Raw genomic sequence first — 15273 nt, 5'->3', positions numbered from 1 at the left:
GATTATTTAACAGCGCTTTGAAAATCAAACCCAGAGGCACGACCCACTGCGTTTTTCCCAAACCGATTTTTAATGTTGTCCATTGACTGATAAAGGCTCATCATCTCTTGTGTGTCCTCAAAAAGATTCATTTGGTATTCGCCATGCACCAAGCCAGTCAGTTTTAACCCAATCAACCGAATACGCATTCTGCGGCTATAAATCTTTTCGAAAAGTTCTAGGGCATATTTACAAATGGTGTGATCTGCCGAGGTGTAACTTACACGGCATTGTTTGGTCTCAGTATCAAAATTGGAATAACGGATTTTAACTACAATGGTTGAGGTCAGCCATTTTTCCGCACGCAGCTGATTGGCCAGTTGCTCTGCCATTCCTGTTATCAAGGACTTGATTTTTATAATGTCAATCGAGTCTTGAGAAAAGGTATGTTCCGATGAGATAGATTTTCTCTCCGAATATGGGATAATCGGGGTGTCGTCAATTCCATTTGCTTTTTTCCAAAGTTCCAGTCCGTTCTTTCCCAGTATTTTTTGAAGTACATCCGTTGGCATTTCCGAAAGGGTTCGGATGGTCCTGATTCCAATACGGGAAAGCAATTTATAGGTTTCCGCACCGACCATTGGAATTTTCCGCACGGATAATGGATTTAAAAAAGGTCTGATCATGGCTTCCTTTATTTCCATATGACCATCTGGCTTAGCTTCCCCAGTCCCGATTTTTGAAACCGTTTTATTATTGGAAAGGGCAAAACTGATCGGAAGCCCTGTCTCTTTGGTTACCGATGATGCAATTTCCTGTGTCCACTGATAACATCCAAAAAACTTATCCATTCCCGACAAGTCGAGGTAAAACTCATCTATACTTGCCTTTTCCATTAACGGCACTTTTTCCCCGATAATTTCAGTGACTTCGTGGGACATTTTAGAATATAGATCCATATCCCCTTTCATCACTTTGGCTTCTGGACAAAGTTTCAAAGCCATTTTTATCGGCATAGCAGACCGTACCCCAAAATAACGGCTTTCGTAAGAACAGGATGCAACGACGCCCCGCTCTCCCCCGCCAATAATGATAGGCTTACCAATTAGTTCCGAATTATTCTTTCGTTCACAGGACACAAAAAACGTGTCCAAATCCATATGTACTATTGCTCTTTCCATCTCACTTCATTTTTACTCAACAAAATTGCTAATATATTTAGCAAAAAGATTTAACTTTGTTGCTCATATTTATCGCAATGTCAATTTTATCAGAAAACTTAAGATATCTCAGGGCGCAGACTAAACTTTCTCAACAGAAAGTTGCAGATGCACTTTTGATCTCACGAGGTGCTTATGAGAAATATGAAAGTGCTCATGCACAGCCACCAAATGATACATTGGTCAGAATATCCAGGTATTTTAAAGTAAGTATAGATCTTTTGCTAACATTGGAATTAAGAAAATATCCCTTAGAAAGTTTGATGAAACTTTCTGACAACCGGATCTTACTACCCATTACCGTGGACAGTACAGGGGAAAATAAAATACAAATAGTGCCTTATAAGGCGCAGATGGGCTATGTTAATGGATTTAGTGATCCAGAATATATAGGCGGACTCCAACACATTTCTCTCCCATTCCTGCGCAATGGCATATATCGGGGATTCCCCGCCGAAGGTGATTCCATGCCCCCCTTCAAGGATGGCACCTATATCATTGGTAAGTATGTTGAACAAATTAGTGAAATGAAAGTAGGGAAAAACTACCTGCTTATAACACGAGGTGGTTTTGTTTATAAGAAACTGACCAGTATTGAAGAAAATTCTATCTGGGTTAAATCAGATAACACCTATTTTGAACCCTATGAAATTTCTGCCTACGACCTTCTTCAAGTTTGGGAATATCAGTATAGCCTGCTCAAAGATTATGATATTTTAGATTTTACAGACAACAGTACCAAAGAAATGTTCCTTTCCATTAAACAGGATCTAAACAGAATTGAAAAACATTTAAAACCATAAGTCCATCCCAACTATGGGAAGCACAGACTTAATTTCGTATTTAAAAAAAATATAAATTTGTAATAACTAAAAACGACCATGTGAAATTGTCTCGCCGACATATCAACACGGAAAAAGGTTCCTATGAAAACCTTGTTCACCAATACAACCATCAGGTATTTTCTTTTATTTCTAAAAAGATACAGAATGAAGAAGATGCACTCGATGTGTTGCAAAATGTCTTTATGCACCTCTGGATATACAAGAAAAGCTTGGGCAGTACAAATACTGCAAACATTATCTTTACCACATGTAAGGATAAGATAGCTGAATATTACAGAGCTTCCAAAAAACAGCCTCCCCGTGAAAATATTTCTTCCAATCTGGCAGATACTTCATTTGATGAGCTAAACTCAGCCAAAAATAAAGACCGCTTGCTGACCGAACTTGAACAAAGCATTGTGCTTATAATCCCTCCATTACGCAGGAAAATATTTAAAATGCATAAACTCGAAGGCATTACTCAGGAAAAGATTGCCCTTGAATTAGATATTCCAAAAAGCACAGTTAAATATCACATCTTAGAAGCAATGTCCTTTCTCAAAAACCGCCACAAAACCGTTAATTAAAGTTAAATAGTCTTAAAAAGAGTTAATCTTTACTAAAAATCACTATCCTTTTTCCTATTTCTTCAGAGTATATAATATAGCCCTGATATTATGGAAGAGAAAGACAACCAATTGCCCCATTTTGACAATAAAGAAGACAGAGAGATTTGGGAAGATATTCTCAATAACCCTGTTAAATCGCTTACGCCTGAAAAAGAGAACCATTTCTTTGAAAATTTGTATCGTAAAATAGATACGTACGAACGAAAAAAGAAACTGAGGAGATTAAGAATCTACAGTACTGTTGCTGCAACAATTATGTTGGCTATTGCTGGTTTAATTGGTTACAACGCCACTTTCAAACCTGATGTTTATTTGGCCAAACTACAAAATTCTGAAATTAAACTTGCTGATGGCTCTGTTGTAATCCTTGCACAAGGCGGTAAACTGACTGTTGACAAATCATTTCCTGCTGATACCAGAGATGTTTTCCTGGAAGGTAATGCAGTATTTCATGTGGAAAAATCAAAGGAACATCCATTTATTGTTCATGGAAAAGGATATGAAACAAAAGTACTCGGAACTGTTTTTAAGGTGACGCAAGATGGCAAGACTTTCAATGTTGATCTGTATGAGGGAAAAGTAATGGTCTACCAACAAGGGCGTTCCAAAGAACCTATCGTATTGAAACCTCAACAAACATTCAGCAATTTGGGGATTCCCCAAGTCGCTTCTGTTACCCAAACAGTGGACAAGAAGTCTGCACCCATAAAAGATAAATCCGCAGCCTTTACATTCGATAAATGCCCTATCAGTGATGTGGTAAAGGTTATAGAAAAAACCTATGGGATAACACTACACTATCCCGAAGATCTGGAAAATGCTAAAATCACCTTAAGCCTTCCTAATGCTACTGCTGAAGCACTTATACAATCACTTGCAATACAGCTTAATTTAAATATAAAACAAAAAAATGATTCAATTTTTGAACTGGAAAAATAGGCTATGGTGCTTGATGACACCAGCCATGATACCTGATAGATAGTTGTAAGCGAAGTACAAAAAGACCGACGGGTCCCACCGCCGGTCACGTACCAAACTAATAAACAAAATCTTCACTGAGTTACTAATTTTAATACAATGCAAAAATATGAAAAATATTTGCACGGCTGTCCTATTCCTAATATTGGGGATAAGTCTATTCAGAGGACAGCAACAAGACCTTTCTAAAATGAAGGTCAATTATTTGGCTGGAAAAATTTCAGCCGCGGAAGCAATTGAAAGCTTTCTGGTTGAAAATAAGATCAAATCATATGCTTATTCTACTGATGAGCTAGAAAAGTATAAGATTCAGGGAGTAAAATGCAGCAATGAAAGCCTAGTAGATTGCGTTAATAAAATACTAAAAGGCTTACCTTTTGAGGGACTTATCTTTAATAATACCATTATAATCCGGCAGAAAATCAAGAAAGTATCTGCTGTTTCAGATATTGAGGAAAGTACTCCCCAGTTGGCTATACAGCAAAAAAGTAAAGATACCATAGCGTTTTCTATTAGGGAAACCAAAATCGAGGAAATTACACTGAATGCGGGTTATTATGCTGTAAAGGATAAAGAACGCACCGGAAGTATTGCTAAGGTGACAGCAAAAGAAATAGAGAACCAGCCTGTAAACAATGTCCTTTCTACCTTACAGGGAAGAATGTCTGGTGTCAACATAACCCAAAACAGCGGAGTGCCAGGTGGTGGCTTTGATGTTCAGATCAGGGGTAAAAACAGCTTACGCTATGATGGGAGTTTTCCACTGATTGTTATCGATGGTGTGCCCACCAACAGCCAATCCAATGCCATAGGCGCTTTATCAAACGGAATTATCACAAAAGGCGAAGCAAGCCCACTCAATGCCTTAAACCTGAACGACATCGAAAGTATTGAAGTATTGAAAGATGCAGATGCGACAGCCATATACGGTTCCAGAGGAGCAAACGGAGTAGTATTGGTAACCACAAAAAAGGGAAAAGGTCAGGGTACTTCCTATATTCTTGACCTGAATACTTCTGTCAGTAAAGCAAGCCGTTTTTTAGAACTGGCCAATACCGAACAATATCTGCAGATGCGAAAAGATGCATATAAAAATGATGGTATTACGAATTATCCGGTCAATGCCTTTGACCTAAACGGAACATGGGACCAAAACCGTTATACAGATTGGTACAAACAATTTATAGGAAAAACGTTTCTAAGCCAACAAGCGCAATTTTCTGTCAGCGGTGGTAATGACCTTACTCGTTTTTTTATGAACGTGAACCATCTCGAACAATCTACCGCTTATGGAAATGGTTTCCGATATCAAAAGATGGGTATTGATTTCAGCGCTACCCATCAGTCGAAAGACAAAAAATTTAAGATCAGTCCAACAATTTTGTATTCTTTTCAAAGAAATAACCTCTTTGAATCTGATCTTACTAATCAAATCTTTCTCACGCCAAACGCTCCCGCCATTTACCTGCCAGATGGTACGCTTAACTGGGCAAACAATACTTTCGCCAACCCAGTCGCCAAGCTGAACAATGAATATAAAGCTAAGATATATACCCTATACCTTCAGTTAACCTCAGAATACAAAATATCAAAAGATTTTACCTTCAAACTGAACGGCGGATACACCAATACTAACCAAAAGGAAGTGCGAACAAATCCCTCCACAGCTTCCAATCCGAGCCTTGGCAGAACAAGCCGAAATTCGGTCATCTATTTCGGAGATGTAAATAAATACAGCTGGATTTTAGAACCCCAGCTTCATTGGACAAAAAAATCGGAAAAACACCAGTTTAATGCTTTGCTGGGTACAACATTTGAATCAAAGAACGAAGAATTGTTTCGCATACAAGGCAGTGATTTCACCTCCAATGAGCTGATATATAATCTTTCAAATGCAAAAGTTCAAAAAGTGAATGAGGACACCGAAACAGGTTATCGATATATGGCAGTTTTTGGAAGGTTCAACTATGGCTTCCTTGACAAGTACTTCGTTAATTTAACGGCTAGAAGGGACGGCTCAAGCAGATTTGGTTCCAACAACCGTTTTGCAAATTTTGGTGCTGTTGGAGCTGCCTGGATATTTTCAAAAGAACAATTTTTAAAAGATAATAAAGTAGTAAGTTTTGGCAAAATCAGAGGAAGTTATGGGGTTGCTGGTAGTGATCTTATTGGAGACTACCAATTCCTAAATACCTATACCATTTCATCTACGCTCTATGACGGGAATACAGGACTCTACCCCTCCCGTTTATACAATCCGAATTTCAGCTGGGAGAAAACAAAAAAATTAGAAACTGCATTAGAATTGGGCTTGCTTCAAGATAGAATATCTCTTACAGCATCATGGTACCAAAACCGCTCCTCTAACCAATTGGTGGGATTTCCTTTGCCAGCTACCACAGGATTCCCTACAATACTAAGTAATTTTCCAGCGACAGTGCAAAATTCAGGGTTCGAATTCGATCTTGGTTTTTCACCTATTCAAAAAACACCTTTTAAATGGAGTACCTCGTTAAACATTAGTATACCAAGAAGTAAATTACTCGCTTTCGATAATATCGCATCTACTTCTTATGCAAATTCATATATCGTGGGAGAATCCATGAATATTAAGAAAGTTTACGAGTTTAAAGGCATAAATCCAACCACAGGTATCTACGAATTTACCGATCTTAACGGCGATGGAAAAATTGACATCAACGACCGTACAAAAACAGTAAAATATGGCACCAGACTTTATGGTGGACTTACCGGACAGTTTTCCTACAAAAAAATATCCTTAGGGTTCCTTTTACAGTTTGCAAAACAAAATCTCTACAGTCTTGATTACTCATTGCCCGCAATTGGATCGATGAGAAACATACCAACCTATATGCTGGATTACTGGACTCCTGAGCATACCACTGGCAGCTACCAATTGCCGACTACTGGTCTAAACTCTAATGCTGTTAAAGCACAAAGCCTCTATCAAAGCAGCGATGCGGTTATTGTTGATGCTTCGTTTATAAGGCTTAACAACGTACAGTTATCCTATACAGTCCCTATTAAGGAGTTATCCATGATATTGACACTTCAAGGCCAAAATCTGTTTACCATAACCCACTATAAAGGACTATCACCAGAATCCGAAGGAATTTATCTTCCTTTTGTCAAAACCTATTCGTTCAATGTCACACTAAAATTCTGATCATGAAAAATTATATACAATACTACATAATCCTGATACTTATTGCCCTTACAATGACGGCAATCAGCTGTGAAAATTTTTTGGAACTTGATGATCCCAAAAACCAAATATCACAGACAACAGTATTTAGAAACAAAGAAACGGCAACTGCTGCACTAACCGATGTGTACACGAATTTAAGATCCAAGGGCATCCTTACAGGAGATACTTCAGGGATGAATTATTTACTGGGATGCTATACTGACGAGCTGACATCTGTCACTGCTCAGCAGACAGACTTTCGGACGTTTTACGAACTAAGCATTCAGCCCAATAATTTAGCTGTCAGAAGTCTTTGGACCAATGCCTATCAGCAGATATATGCCGTAAATAATATCATTGAAGGCGTACAGGAAAATAGCTCCTATCTTGACTCAGCTACAGTAAACCAGCTTTTGGGTGAAGCTTTCTTTATCAGGGCTCTTCTACACTTTTATCTTGTGAATCTATATGACCAAATTCCTTATGTACAGTCAACAAACTATATTATTAACCAAAATATTCCAAAAAAATCAGTTCCGGAAGTCTATAATCTTTTGATTCAAGATTTATTATCATCCGAATCAAAACTTGGTAACAGCTATCCCGGCACTGGACGGACAAGAGCCAATAAATCCACGGCACAATTGCTTCTTTCCAGAGCTTACCTTTATCAAAATAATTGGGCATTGGCAAAAGATTATGCTTTAAAGGTGATAGCAAATCCCGATTATTCCGTTGTTCAAAATTTGGACATGGCCTTCCTCAAGGATTCCAAAAGTGCTGTACTTCAATTTATGCCTGTTGAGGTAGCAGCAAATACTTTAGAGGGGCAGTATTTTATTTTCCAAACACTGCCACCGCCAAATGCTGTGCTCTCTTCAAGTTTTATGAGCTCTTTTGAGAATGGAGATTTACGGAAGCTTAAATGGACTAAAGAAGTTTCTAACGGCCAAAGTACTTTTTATCATCCTTATAAATACAAGCAGAATAATAAAACCGCTGCTTCTGTTGAATACACCATTGTTTTCCGCATTGAAGAAGCATATCTGATATTGGCGGAAGCAGAAAATGAGATGGGCAATTCCGCGCAGGCTAAGATATACCTCAACGTTATGCGCTCAAAAGCCGGTTTACAGGGGGATAGTTCATCATCCCAGACCCAGTTGCGATTAGCCATCCTCAATGAAAGACAGCATGAGCTTTTCACTGAATTCGGACATCGATTTTTTGACCTGAAAAGAAAAGACCTTTTAGACCAGAAGATTTTACCCCTAAAATCCAATTGGAAAACCTATTTCAGAAATCTGCCACTGCCGGAACAAGAACTCTTAATTAACCAAAATCTTAAACCACAAAATGAAGGCTACTAGATCATGCATTGCCCTTTTTACCTATTTAGTATTTGCTCAACTTTTATCTGGGCAGAACTCCCAATGGTACCAGGTCTTTAATAAAAGTGTGACCAAAAATGGTAACTGGATATATTTTGTAAAACATTATGATGATGGGGAACAGGAAGGTGTTTTGCAAAATGGCGCTACTTTAAAAACGACCATCTTCAGAAATCCAGGTGAGGTATATCTTGATGATAAAATTTTGATACTAAGGAATAAGGATAATACTGTTTTCATCAGAAACTTGAAAAAGCAGGAGGAATTTCAGTTTCAGCAAATTTCGGGTTTCACCCATGATTCAGATACGAGCAATACTATACTGACAACAACAGCAAAGGAGATTTCGGTTGTAGATAATTCAGGGCTGGTTCGATATAAAACAGCGAACGTTGAAAAATTAACAATAACAAACGGGAATTTATGGATAAGAAAGAAAAATGTAGTCTCCCTTCTCAATTTAAAAACACTAAAAGAAAAAATCCTTGTGGATAATTTTCAGCGCTGGAGCGTATTAAAGGAAGAAGTAAGCATAGATGAAAAACTTGTTAAACAAGTTTTGACACGAGATAGTATAACAATTGCAAGGTTTTATGATTTCGAAGGCCACCTTCAACTGGAGAAAGAACTTCCGGCAGCGTTCGCAGCTTATTCCCGCTACAATTTTTTTGACTCTGGCTATCTAAGTGCTTCCAAACAGCCTTTTAAAAACGTTAAGAACTCAGATTCGATTGAAGTCTGGTCTTCAGAAGATAAAGGGATAAAGCCTAAAATTATGAAAAATAAGATCGAAGGCTACACAGATCTGATTTTCGATGTAAATACTTCTGCGAAGTACGAAAACCCTCCTATTTTTGGAGCAACACGCAGTTCTCTTATTTTTGATAATAAAGTTTTTTTAGATTTCTACGACCTGGAAAACGATGATTTCACCGAGGAGATTGCATCTCCAACTTTCAGGCTCAGAGACCTGAAGACTGGTGAAACTATTTTTACCGCGCAACATATAAGCGGTCAATATTTCCATGTGTCTAAAAAGTTTAACCAGTTGTTTTATTTTAAAAATAAAGATTGGTGGATGTACGATTACGATAAGAGAAAAGAGGTTAACCTAACAGCTGGCTTATCTACAAATTTTTATCAGTTTAACAGGCTGAATGAAAAAGTTAGCATTGCAATAAGCAGGCTATTTCTAAGCCACGACAACAAAAAAGTATTTTTGACAGATGAAAATGATATCTGGGAATATGATTTGGTAATCAATAAAGCAATTAGGCTCACCCATTCCATTGACAGCCATATTTCCTATCGAATACTTAATAACAGTATTAATGAACCAGTGGAAAGATTAAAATGGACCAATTTTAATGAAATAGGCGAAAATTTTCTATTGCTTGATATTAGCAAGGATGATGGCTCCATGCAAGGTCTAGCGGTCTATAAAGATCAGAAAATTGATGTCATTGAGTCGCTCGGTGCAAATACGATCAGTCAATTGGTATATGCAGAAAATATGGTTACCTACGTGACAGAAAATGGAAATGAGCCCTATGTTCTAAAACTGTATAATATTAATTCGAAAAAGAAAAGAACAACATATTACAGCAATAAGGAAAATTTTGAGCCCTCACTTTTCCCCAGTACAAAAGTTCATTTTTGGAAAAATAAAGATGGAGAATCAGACTATTGTGGAGTAATACTGCCTCCAGATTATGACGCATCAAAGAAGTATCCTATGATCGTAAGGATTTATGAAAATGAAGCCAAAGGCTACAAAGATTTTGTTTACCCAAGCTATTACGGCCAGAACGGTTTTAACAGGTCCCTTTCAGCTATGAATGGTTACATCATTTTGTTACCCCGTATTGTTTACAAGAAAGATGAACCCGGCCAGTCTGCATTATCCTGTGTGGAAACAGCAATAAAAACGGCAGCTTCATTCTACAATATTGATCTAAACCGGATAGGCATTATTGGTCATTCCTTTGGTGGCTTCGAGGTTAATTATCTCGTTTGTCATTCCAATATTTTCAAAGCGGCCATCAGCGGCGCCTCCCTATCAGATATTACGGCTTCGTATTTTTCTCTCAATCAGAACTGGCTCCGTCCTGAGATTTACAGGTACACTGATCAGAGTTTCCGGTTTTCCGGTTCATTCTATGACATTAAAGAGGTTTATTATGAAAACAATCCGATTTTTCATGCAGAGAAAATTAACACTCCCCTGTTGCTTTGGGCAGGCAAAGAAGATTATCACGTCAACTGGAATCAGAGTGTTGCAATGTTTATTGCCATGAAAAGCCTAAAAAAAGACTCCAAATTATTATTATTTCCTAGCGAAGGTCACGCGATCGTACGGAAAGAGCATCAGAAAGAGGCTACAAAAAGATTTATGCAATGGTTCGACTATTATCTTAAAGGCTCTATGCGCCCTTCCTGGTTTTAGTCTATAAATAAATAAATAAGGTGTCCGAAGTTTTCGGACACCTTTCTTTTTTAAGGTTTGAACAATAAATCAGGGCAACTTGTACCACTGATTTGGCGTAGCTGGTTTGCAGAACCATCCGTACAAATGAACGAACTAGGAACGTCACTACACTGAATCTGTGTATTCACACAAGTTTCACTTAATTCATCGTAGCGGTAGCCGTCATGCATAGCCGTTTTTTTGCTTGAGTTGGTCGCAAAAGCACCTAAAGCAGCAATCATAACAATAGCTACTGGTAACACGATTTTTTTAAACCTTTTCATAATGTAAAGTTTTGAAGTTAATGCCTACTCTTTGTAAACGGTTTTTCGGCTTCCCCCGTTTTTGAACTTTTGTATCATGTTTTTTGTAAAGTGATATCTTATAAGCATGGTTCCCGAGAGTACAAATAGGTATTTATCTGAAACAAGCATATGTGACATCTTATTTTTTCCATTATCCGGCACGTAGAAACTACCAACATAAGACGGCTCCTGAACATTATAAATGTCGATAATCGAAGAATTTCTCCATTGCTTTTTCTGTTCATATCTCCCGATTACTCCGGATTCGTTAAAAAGAAGATTTTGATGAACCACAGTTTTCTTATTGACTATTACAGGCGGAGCACTCATTTTACGTTTACCATCCGATAGCTGCACCACTTTGATTTTTGCCTTCGAATTGGTATCAATAGTGTTCTGTCTTCGTAACAAATTCAGGTTTTTATCAATTGATAAAATTTGGTTACGATAGGAATAGACATAGTAACAGTTATCCGGATTTCTATCATCACTAACCAGTTGACCATCTGAATCAAAAATGCCATCTTGTTGTTTTTCTAGTAGTTGGTCACTTATAAATAGCCTGGGTAGAACGCCCTTATTAACATTTATAGTTCCTAATATGTGGTTTTTATTTGTGCTGCTTTGCGTACGAATGGCAAAAAGGCTACTATCCATGACCACCATTTCATCAAAGTAGCCATCACGATAACTTATTGTTTTTGCTTTGGTTTCACCAATCCTGCCACGGTAAATAATCGGTACTGAGCCATCATACAAATAGAAGTAAGGAGGTTTCACCATGAATTTTAATGCGCGAAAAGTATATCCAACCTCATCTGGCTCGACTTTGAAAGCCGTAATAACACCAGTAATTACATCTAAAACATTGAGTATTTTAGGAGCTGTATGATTTCCCAGAAATATTTTCCCATTCGATGATCCTGCGAAATAATAGGAATTGAACTTAAGATCATACTGTTTATCTTCTACAATCGGATGATTAAGATAGCGCCTGGTAAAGTTGTTTTCTTTTTTTATAATATCCTCGGACAATAAAAATAAACTTAAAACAACTCCAGCAGAAAGGAGACTAGCCCCAAATGCACTAACGCTTGTTCTGAATTTGCTTACTGAGTTTAAATTACTCAAAAGATAAATACCAATAAGCGAAACGAGAATACAGAAAACATTAAAAATCAAGTGTTCGGTCCAGCCTAATTCTTCAAGAATGCCGCCGCATGAGCAAGGCACAAAATCACTATAATTAAGTATGAGGTAAATATATATCGTAAATGCCGACATCAAACTTAAAGAACCATACAAGCCAATAAGCCTGGTTTCCGGAAAGCAAAGCAAAAGGCAAATGACAAGTTCAGTTATGATAACAACATAAGAAATAAATCCAGCATATGCGCTCAGTAATGGAGATTGTGCCAACTGTACTTGAAAATTCTCAAAATCTAACACTTTGCTGATGCTTGCGTAAAAGAACAGTAGAACAAAAAAATAAGCAGCTATAACTGGGAAGAGAGTAATAGATTTTCTCATCAGGGATGTGATTTAATTTCCTGCTGTAAATCTCACTACAATTTTTTTTAAAAAAACGGCAAATAGTATAAAATACATAGCAAAAAGTCCCTAAAACATGGCAAAAAGTCCTCATTTCAAGGAAATGCGGGAATATCATCTAAATTTGTATCATCAATCTAGGGATACAATGTATGGGAAAGCGATACTTGGTCCTGAATATTCTATACATACTGTTATAATCTAAAAATTTGTTTTTATAAGCAATTTCTTTCAAACTTAAATCACTTAACATCACATCTTCTAAGACCTTCATCATTTTGATTTTATTATGAAATTGATAAAAGGTATCCCTAAAATATTCACGGCAATCTTGCTGGAACTTGCTATAATTCTTGCCAAAACTATTTGCCAGTTCCCGTCCGGAATTAAACTTCGAAAGGTCATCTTCAAATAATATGTTATCCAGATATCGTAGTGATGTAGGCGTATATCTGATGAGGTCATCTGAAATAGATAATTCATAGAGAAAAAAAACAATTGTATTGCTAACACTTTCAAAAGCACCTATTCCCGTATAAAGAAAAATCCTGGTGGACTGGTGCAGGTGAAAATTTATAGGTATAACCGCTTTTTTGATCGGGAACGTAATTATACTAAGGAGTTTTTTGTCAATACCGTCGAGCGGTCTACTATTTATTGCAGTTAGCTCGAACCTCTTTTCAATTCTATTGGTATTATACTGATATTGAAAGGGAGCAATATTAATGCTTTTGAAAAACCCAATATAGGTATCTACAATCTTTTTAACTGAGTTACCAAGCGTTTCAAGATGATGATTATTCAGTAAAGATGAATTTATTGGGAGTTGCGAAAATCTGATCATCGCTCCTTCAATGCTGTTGTCAATTATAGACAGTAGAAAGATATTCATGAGCCGTTATTTTAGTTCGGAGAAAAAACTAAACAATAAAAAGTCAATTTATGTATTTAATTACATAATAACAAAATTAAATCATACAATCGAGAATTAAACAAAAGACAATTGACATAGAATACCCGTAAAAACACTAAGTAAAATATGGGGTTTTTACGGATACTTTTAAAATAAATTCGCTCTAAATTTAAACTCACAAAAACAACAACCAAATGATAAAACCTATTTCACATCCAATCAAACAACTTATATATCAATAAGTTCCTAAAACAAACAGATTTTTAGGGCAACAATAATTCCTTATATAGTGGGAATTCTAACTAAATATATTTCTTCTCTTGAAAAAAGCGCTCCGCTTTGCCATTAATATCACAAGAAGATGAATTATAACTACTCCCCACTCCTCCGATAAGATTATTTCTTATCTGTATAATAATGAAAAAAATATGAAATGAATAAACTTTTCTCACTCCGAATCTTCCTCGTACCATTTTTCTTATATTCCATTTCGGTCTCTTCACAATTAGTGAAATCCGACATACAACTATGGGAAAAAGCAAACAGTGCCGCTCGTGATGGTATAAAATGTAAAGATGAAAATCTGTTAAACTTCCATTGCGGAATTAAGGATAAATTCATCAAAAAATATATTAAATACAGCCGGGATAAAAGCCATACACTTAGTGTTGTTCATGCCTCTAAGGAGAGCGACCCAATCTGGCAAAATTCAGACAAAAATGTATCCCTATCCAATAATAGATACGAAATTGGAGGCGCTAAAAATATAGAATTACGCAAACGACCCAGTATTTTTTCGTTTACAAGTGGATCTGATCCAAAAAAAGGAAAATCGGATAGTCTGAAAATAAAATTTCAAGATCAAAATCTTTATGAATTGATTTTTATTCCCAAACGCGCAAAGGTAACAGAACTAAATAATATTCATTCTTACCTATCTATTAAGTATGGTGTTTCCCTGGAAAAAGGAAAATATTTCAGCAGTGAGGAAAAAGTTATTTGGGACCCGGAAAAACACGGGGATTTTAAATATAGACCAACAGGATTGGGTAGAGACGATGGAAATGAGCTTTACCAGAAGCAATCCATGAACACTGCTGATCAAATCTTAGCAATAGGCAAAAACGACATTAATAGAACGAATGCAGAAAACGCATCCATGCTGAACAATTATGAATTTATTATTTGGTCGGATGACAATAAAGAACTTGACTTTAAACAGGATGGCAATTTTAATGTCTTGAAGAGGAATTGGGAGATCAATTTTGTTGGCCCAAAAACACAGAATAGTGACTACAAAGTTAGAATTGAAAAATCGCTGTTAAATCCCAAATCCTTGCCAAGTATTTATTGGATGTTTCTCAAAAACACATTCGGCGAAATACGAAAAATACAGGGCGTTGAAATAGATAATTATGTTTTCTTTAATAAGATTGAGTTTATCACCGCTAAAGAGAATACGGATACCGCTCAATTTACTTTTGCAGTAAGCCAAACTAAAGGTGTTAAGGATGGTAACTCAACGTTTGCAAATCCAATAGATCCTAACAGTCTTTCCCTTGATCTTGATCAGATTGTACTCTATCCAAATCCAGTAAAGGCTGGCCAAAATTTCACAGTCCGCTTTCCTGCAATGGAGAATCTTGTTGTCTCTATCTATGACGGTGCAGGAAGATTAGTTGCCCTGGATAAAGTTGACCAAAAGTCCACACACTATGTGAATCATTTACCGACACAGAGCGCATACCTAATCAATCTGACCCAAAACGGTAAAATCATAAAAACTTTCAAATTAATCGTAGAATAAA

11 protein-coding genes are annotated in these 15273 nt (G+C 36.7%); 7 read left to right on the top strand and 4 right to left on the bottom strand.

Annotation, left to right across the window (positions count from 1 at the left end):
* Positions 1 to 2: 2 nt before the first annotated feature.
* Positions 3 to 1160 (bottom strand): DNA polymerase IV, encoded by a 1158-nt coding sequence (gene dinB, locus EG348_RS16725; RefSeq protein WP_123984111.1) that lies wholly within the window; start codon positions 1158 to 1160, stop codon positions 3 to 5.
* A gap of 77 nt (positions 1161 to 1237) precedes the next feature.
* Between dinB and EG348_RS16720 the strand changes: the two genes are divergently transcribed.
* From EG348_RS16720 to EG348_RS16695, 6 genes are all read left to right on the top strand, one after another.
* Entirely contained in the window at positions 1238 to 2002 is a 765-nt protein-coding gene (locus EG348_RS16720; RefSeq protein ID WP_123984110.1) for an XRE family transcriptional regulator, read from the top strand.
* An 80-nt stretch (positions 2003 to 2082) separates the two neighbouring features.
* On the top strand, positions 2083 to 2610 hold the full coding sequence (locus EG348_RS16715) for a sigma-70 family RNA polymerase sigma factor (RefSeq protein WP_164463313.1): 528 nt from the start codon (positions 2083 to 2085) through the stop codon (positions 2608 to 2610).
* Positions 2611 to 2700: 90 nt separating this feature from the next.
* Positions 2701 to 3591, top strand: coding sequence for a FecR family protein (locus tag EG348_RS16710; protein ID WP_123984108.1), 891 nt, complete (start codon positions 2701 to 2703; stop codon positions 3589 to 3591).
* Positions 3592 to 3739: 148 nt separating this feature from the next.
* Positions 3740 to 6817, top strand: coding sequence for a SusC/RagA family TonB-linked outer membrane protein (locus tag EG348_RS16705; RefSeq protein WP_123984107.1), 3078 nt, complete (start codon positions 3740 to 3742; stop codon positions 6815 to 6817).
* Positions 6818 to 6870: 53 nt separating this feature from the next.
* Positions 6871 to 8208: a RagB/SusD family nutrient uptake outer membrane protein gene (locus EG348_RS16700; RefSeq protein WP_164463312.1), complete on the top strand. Its 1338-nt coding sequence runs from the start codon at positions 6871 to 6873 to the stop codon at positions 8206 to 8208.
* On the top strand, positions 8195 to 10675 hold the full coding sequence (locus tag EG348_RS16695) for an alpha/beta hydrolase family protein (RefSeq protein ID WP_123984105.1): 2481 nt from the start codon (positions 8195 to 8197) through the stop codon (positions 10673 to 10675). Before EG348_RS16700 ends, EG348_RS16695 begins: the two co-directional genes overlap by 14 nt.
* A 50-nt stretch (positions 10676 to 10725) precedes the next feature.
* Here the strand turns inward: EG348_RS16695 and EG348_RS16690 are convergent, their stop codons facing one another.
* The 3 genes from EG348_RS16690 to EG348_RS16680 form a co-directional block, all read right to left on the bottom strand.
* The gene (locus EG348_RS16690) at positions 10726 to 10980 is read right to left on the bottom strand and encodes a DUF6520 family protein (protein ID WP_054511029.1); all 255 of its coding nucleotides are present in this window, start codon (positions 10978 to 10980) and stop codon (positions 10726 to 10728) included.
* A gap of 24 nt (positions 10981 to 11004) precedes the next feature.
* Entirely contained in the window at positions 11005 to 12531 is a 1527-nt protein-coding gene (locus EG348_RS16685; RefSeq protein ID WP_123984104.1) for a DoxX family protein, read from the bottom strand.
* 139 nt (positions 12532 to 12670) lie between these two features.
* Entirely contained in the window at positions 12671 to 13444 is a 774-nt protein-coding gene (locus tag EG348_RS16680) for a helix-turn-helix domain-containing protein (RefSeq protein WP_123984103.1), read from the bottom strand.
* A 454-nt stretch (positions 13445 to 13898) separates the two neighbouring features.
* Here EG348_RS16680 and EG348_RS16675 point away from each other — a divergent pair, with 454 nt between their 5' ends.
* Complete coding sequence (locus EG348_RS16675) at positions 13899 to 15272, top strand: T9SS type A sorting domain-containing protein (RefSeq protein WP_123984102.1); 1374 nt, start codon at positions 13899 to 13901, stop codon at positions 15270 to 15272.
* The last annotated feature ends 1 nt before the right edge of the window (position 15273 follow it).

It is taken from the genome of Chryseobacterium sp. G0201 (assembly GCF_003815655.1).
Classification (GTDB): domain Bacteria; phylum Bacteroidota; class Bacteroidia; order Flavobacteriales; family Weeksellaceae; genus Chryseobacterium.
This window is presented reverse-complemented; position numbering and strand designations above follow the sequence as displayed.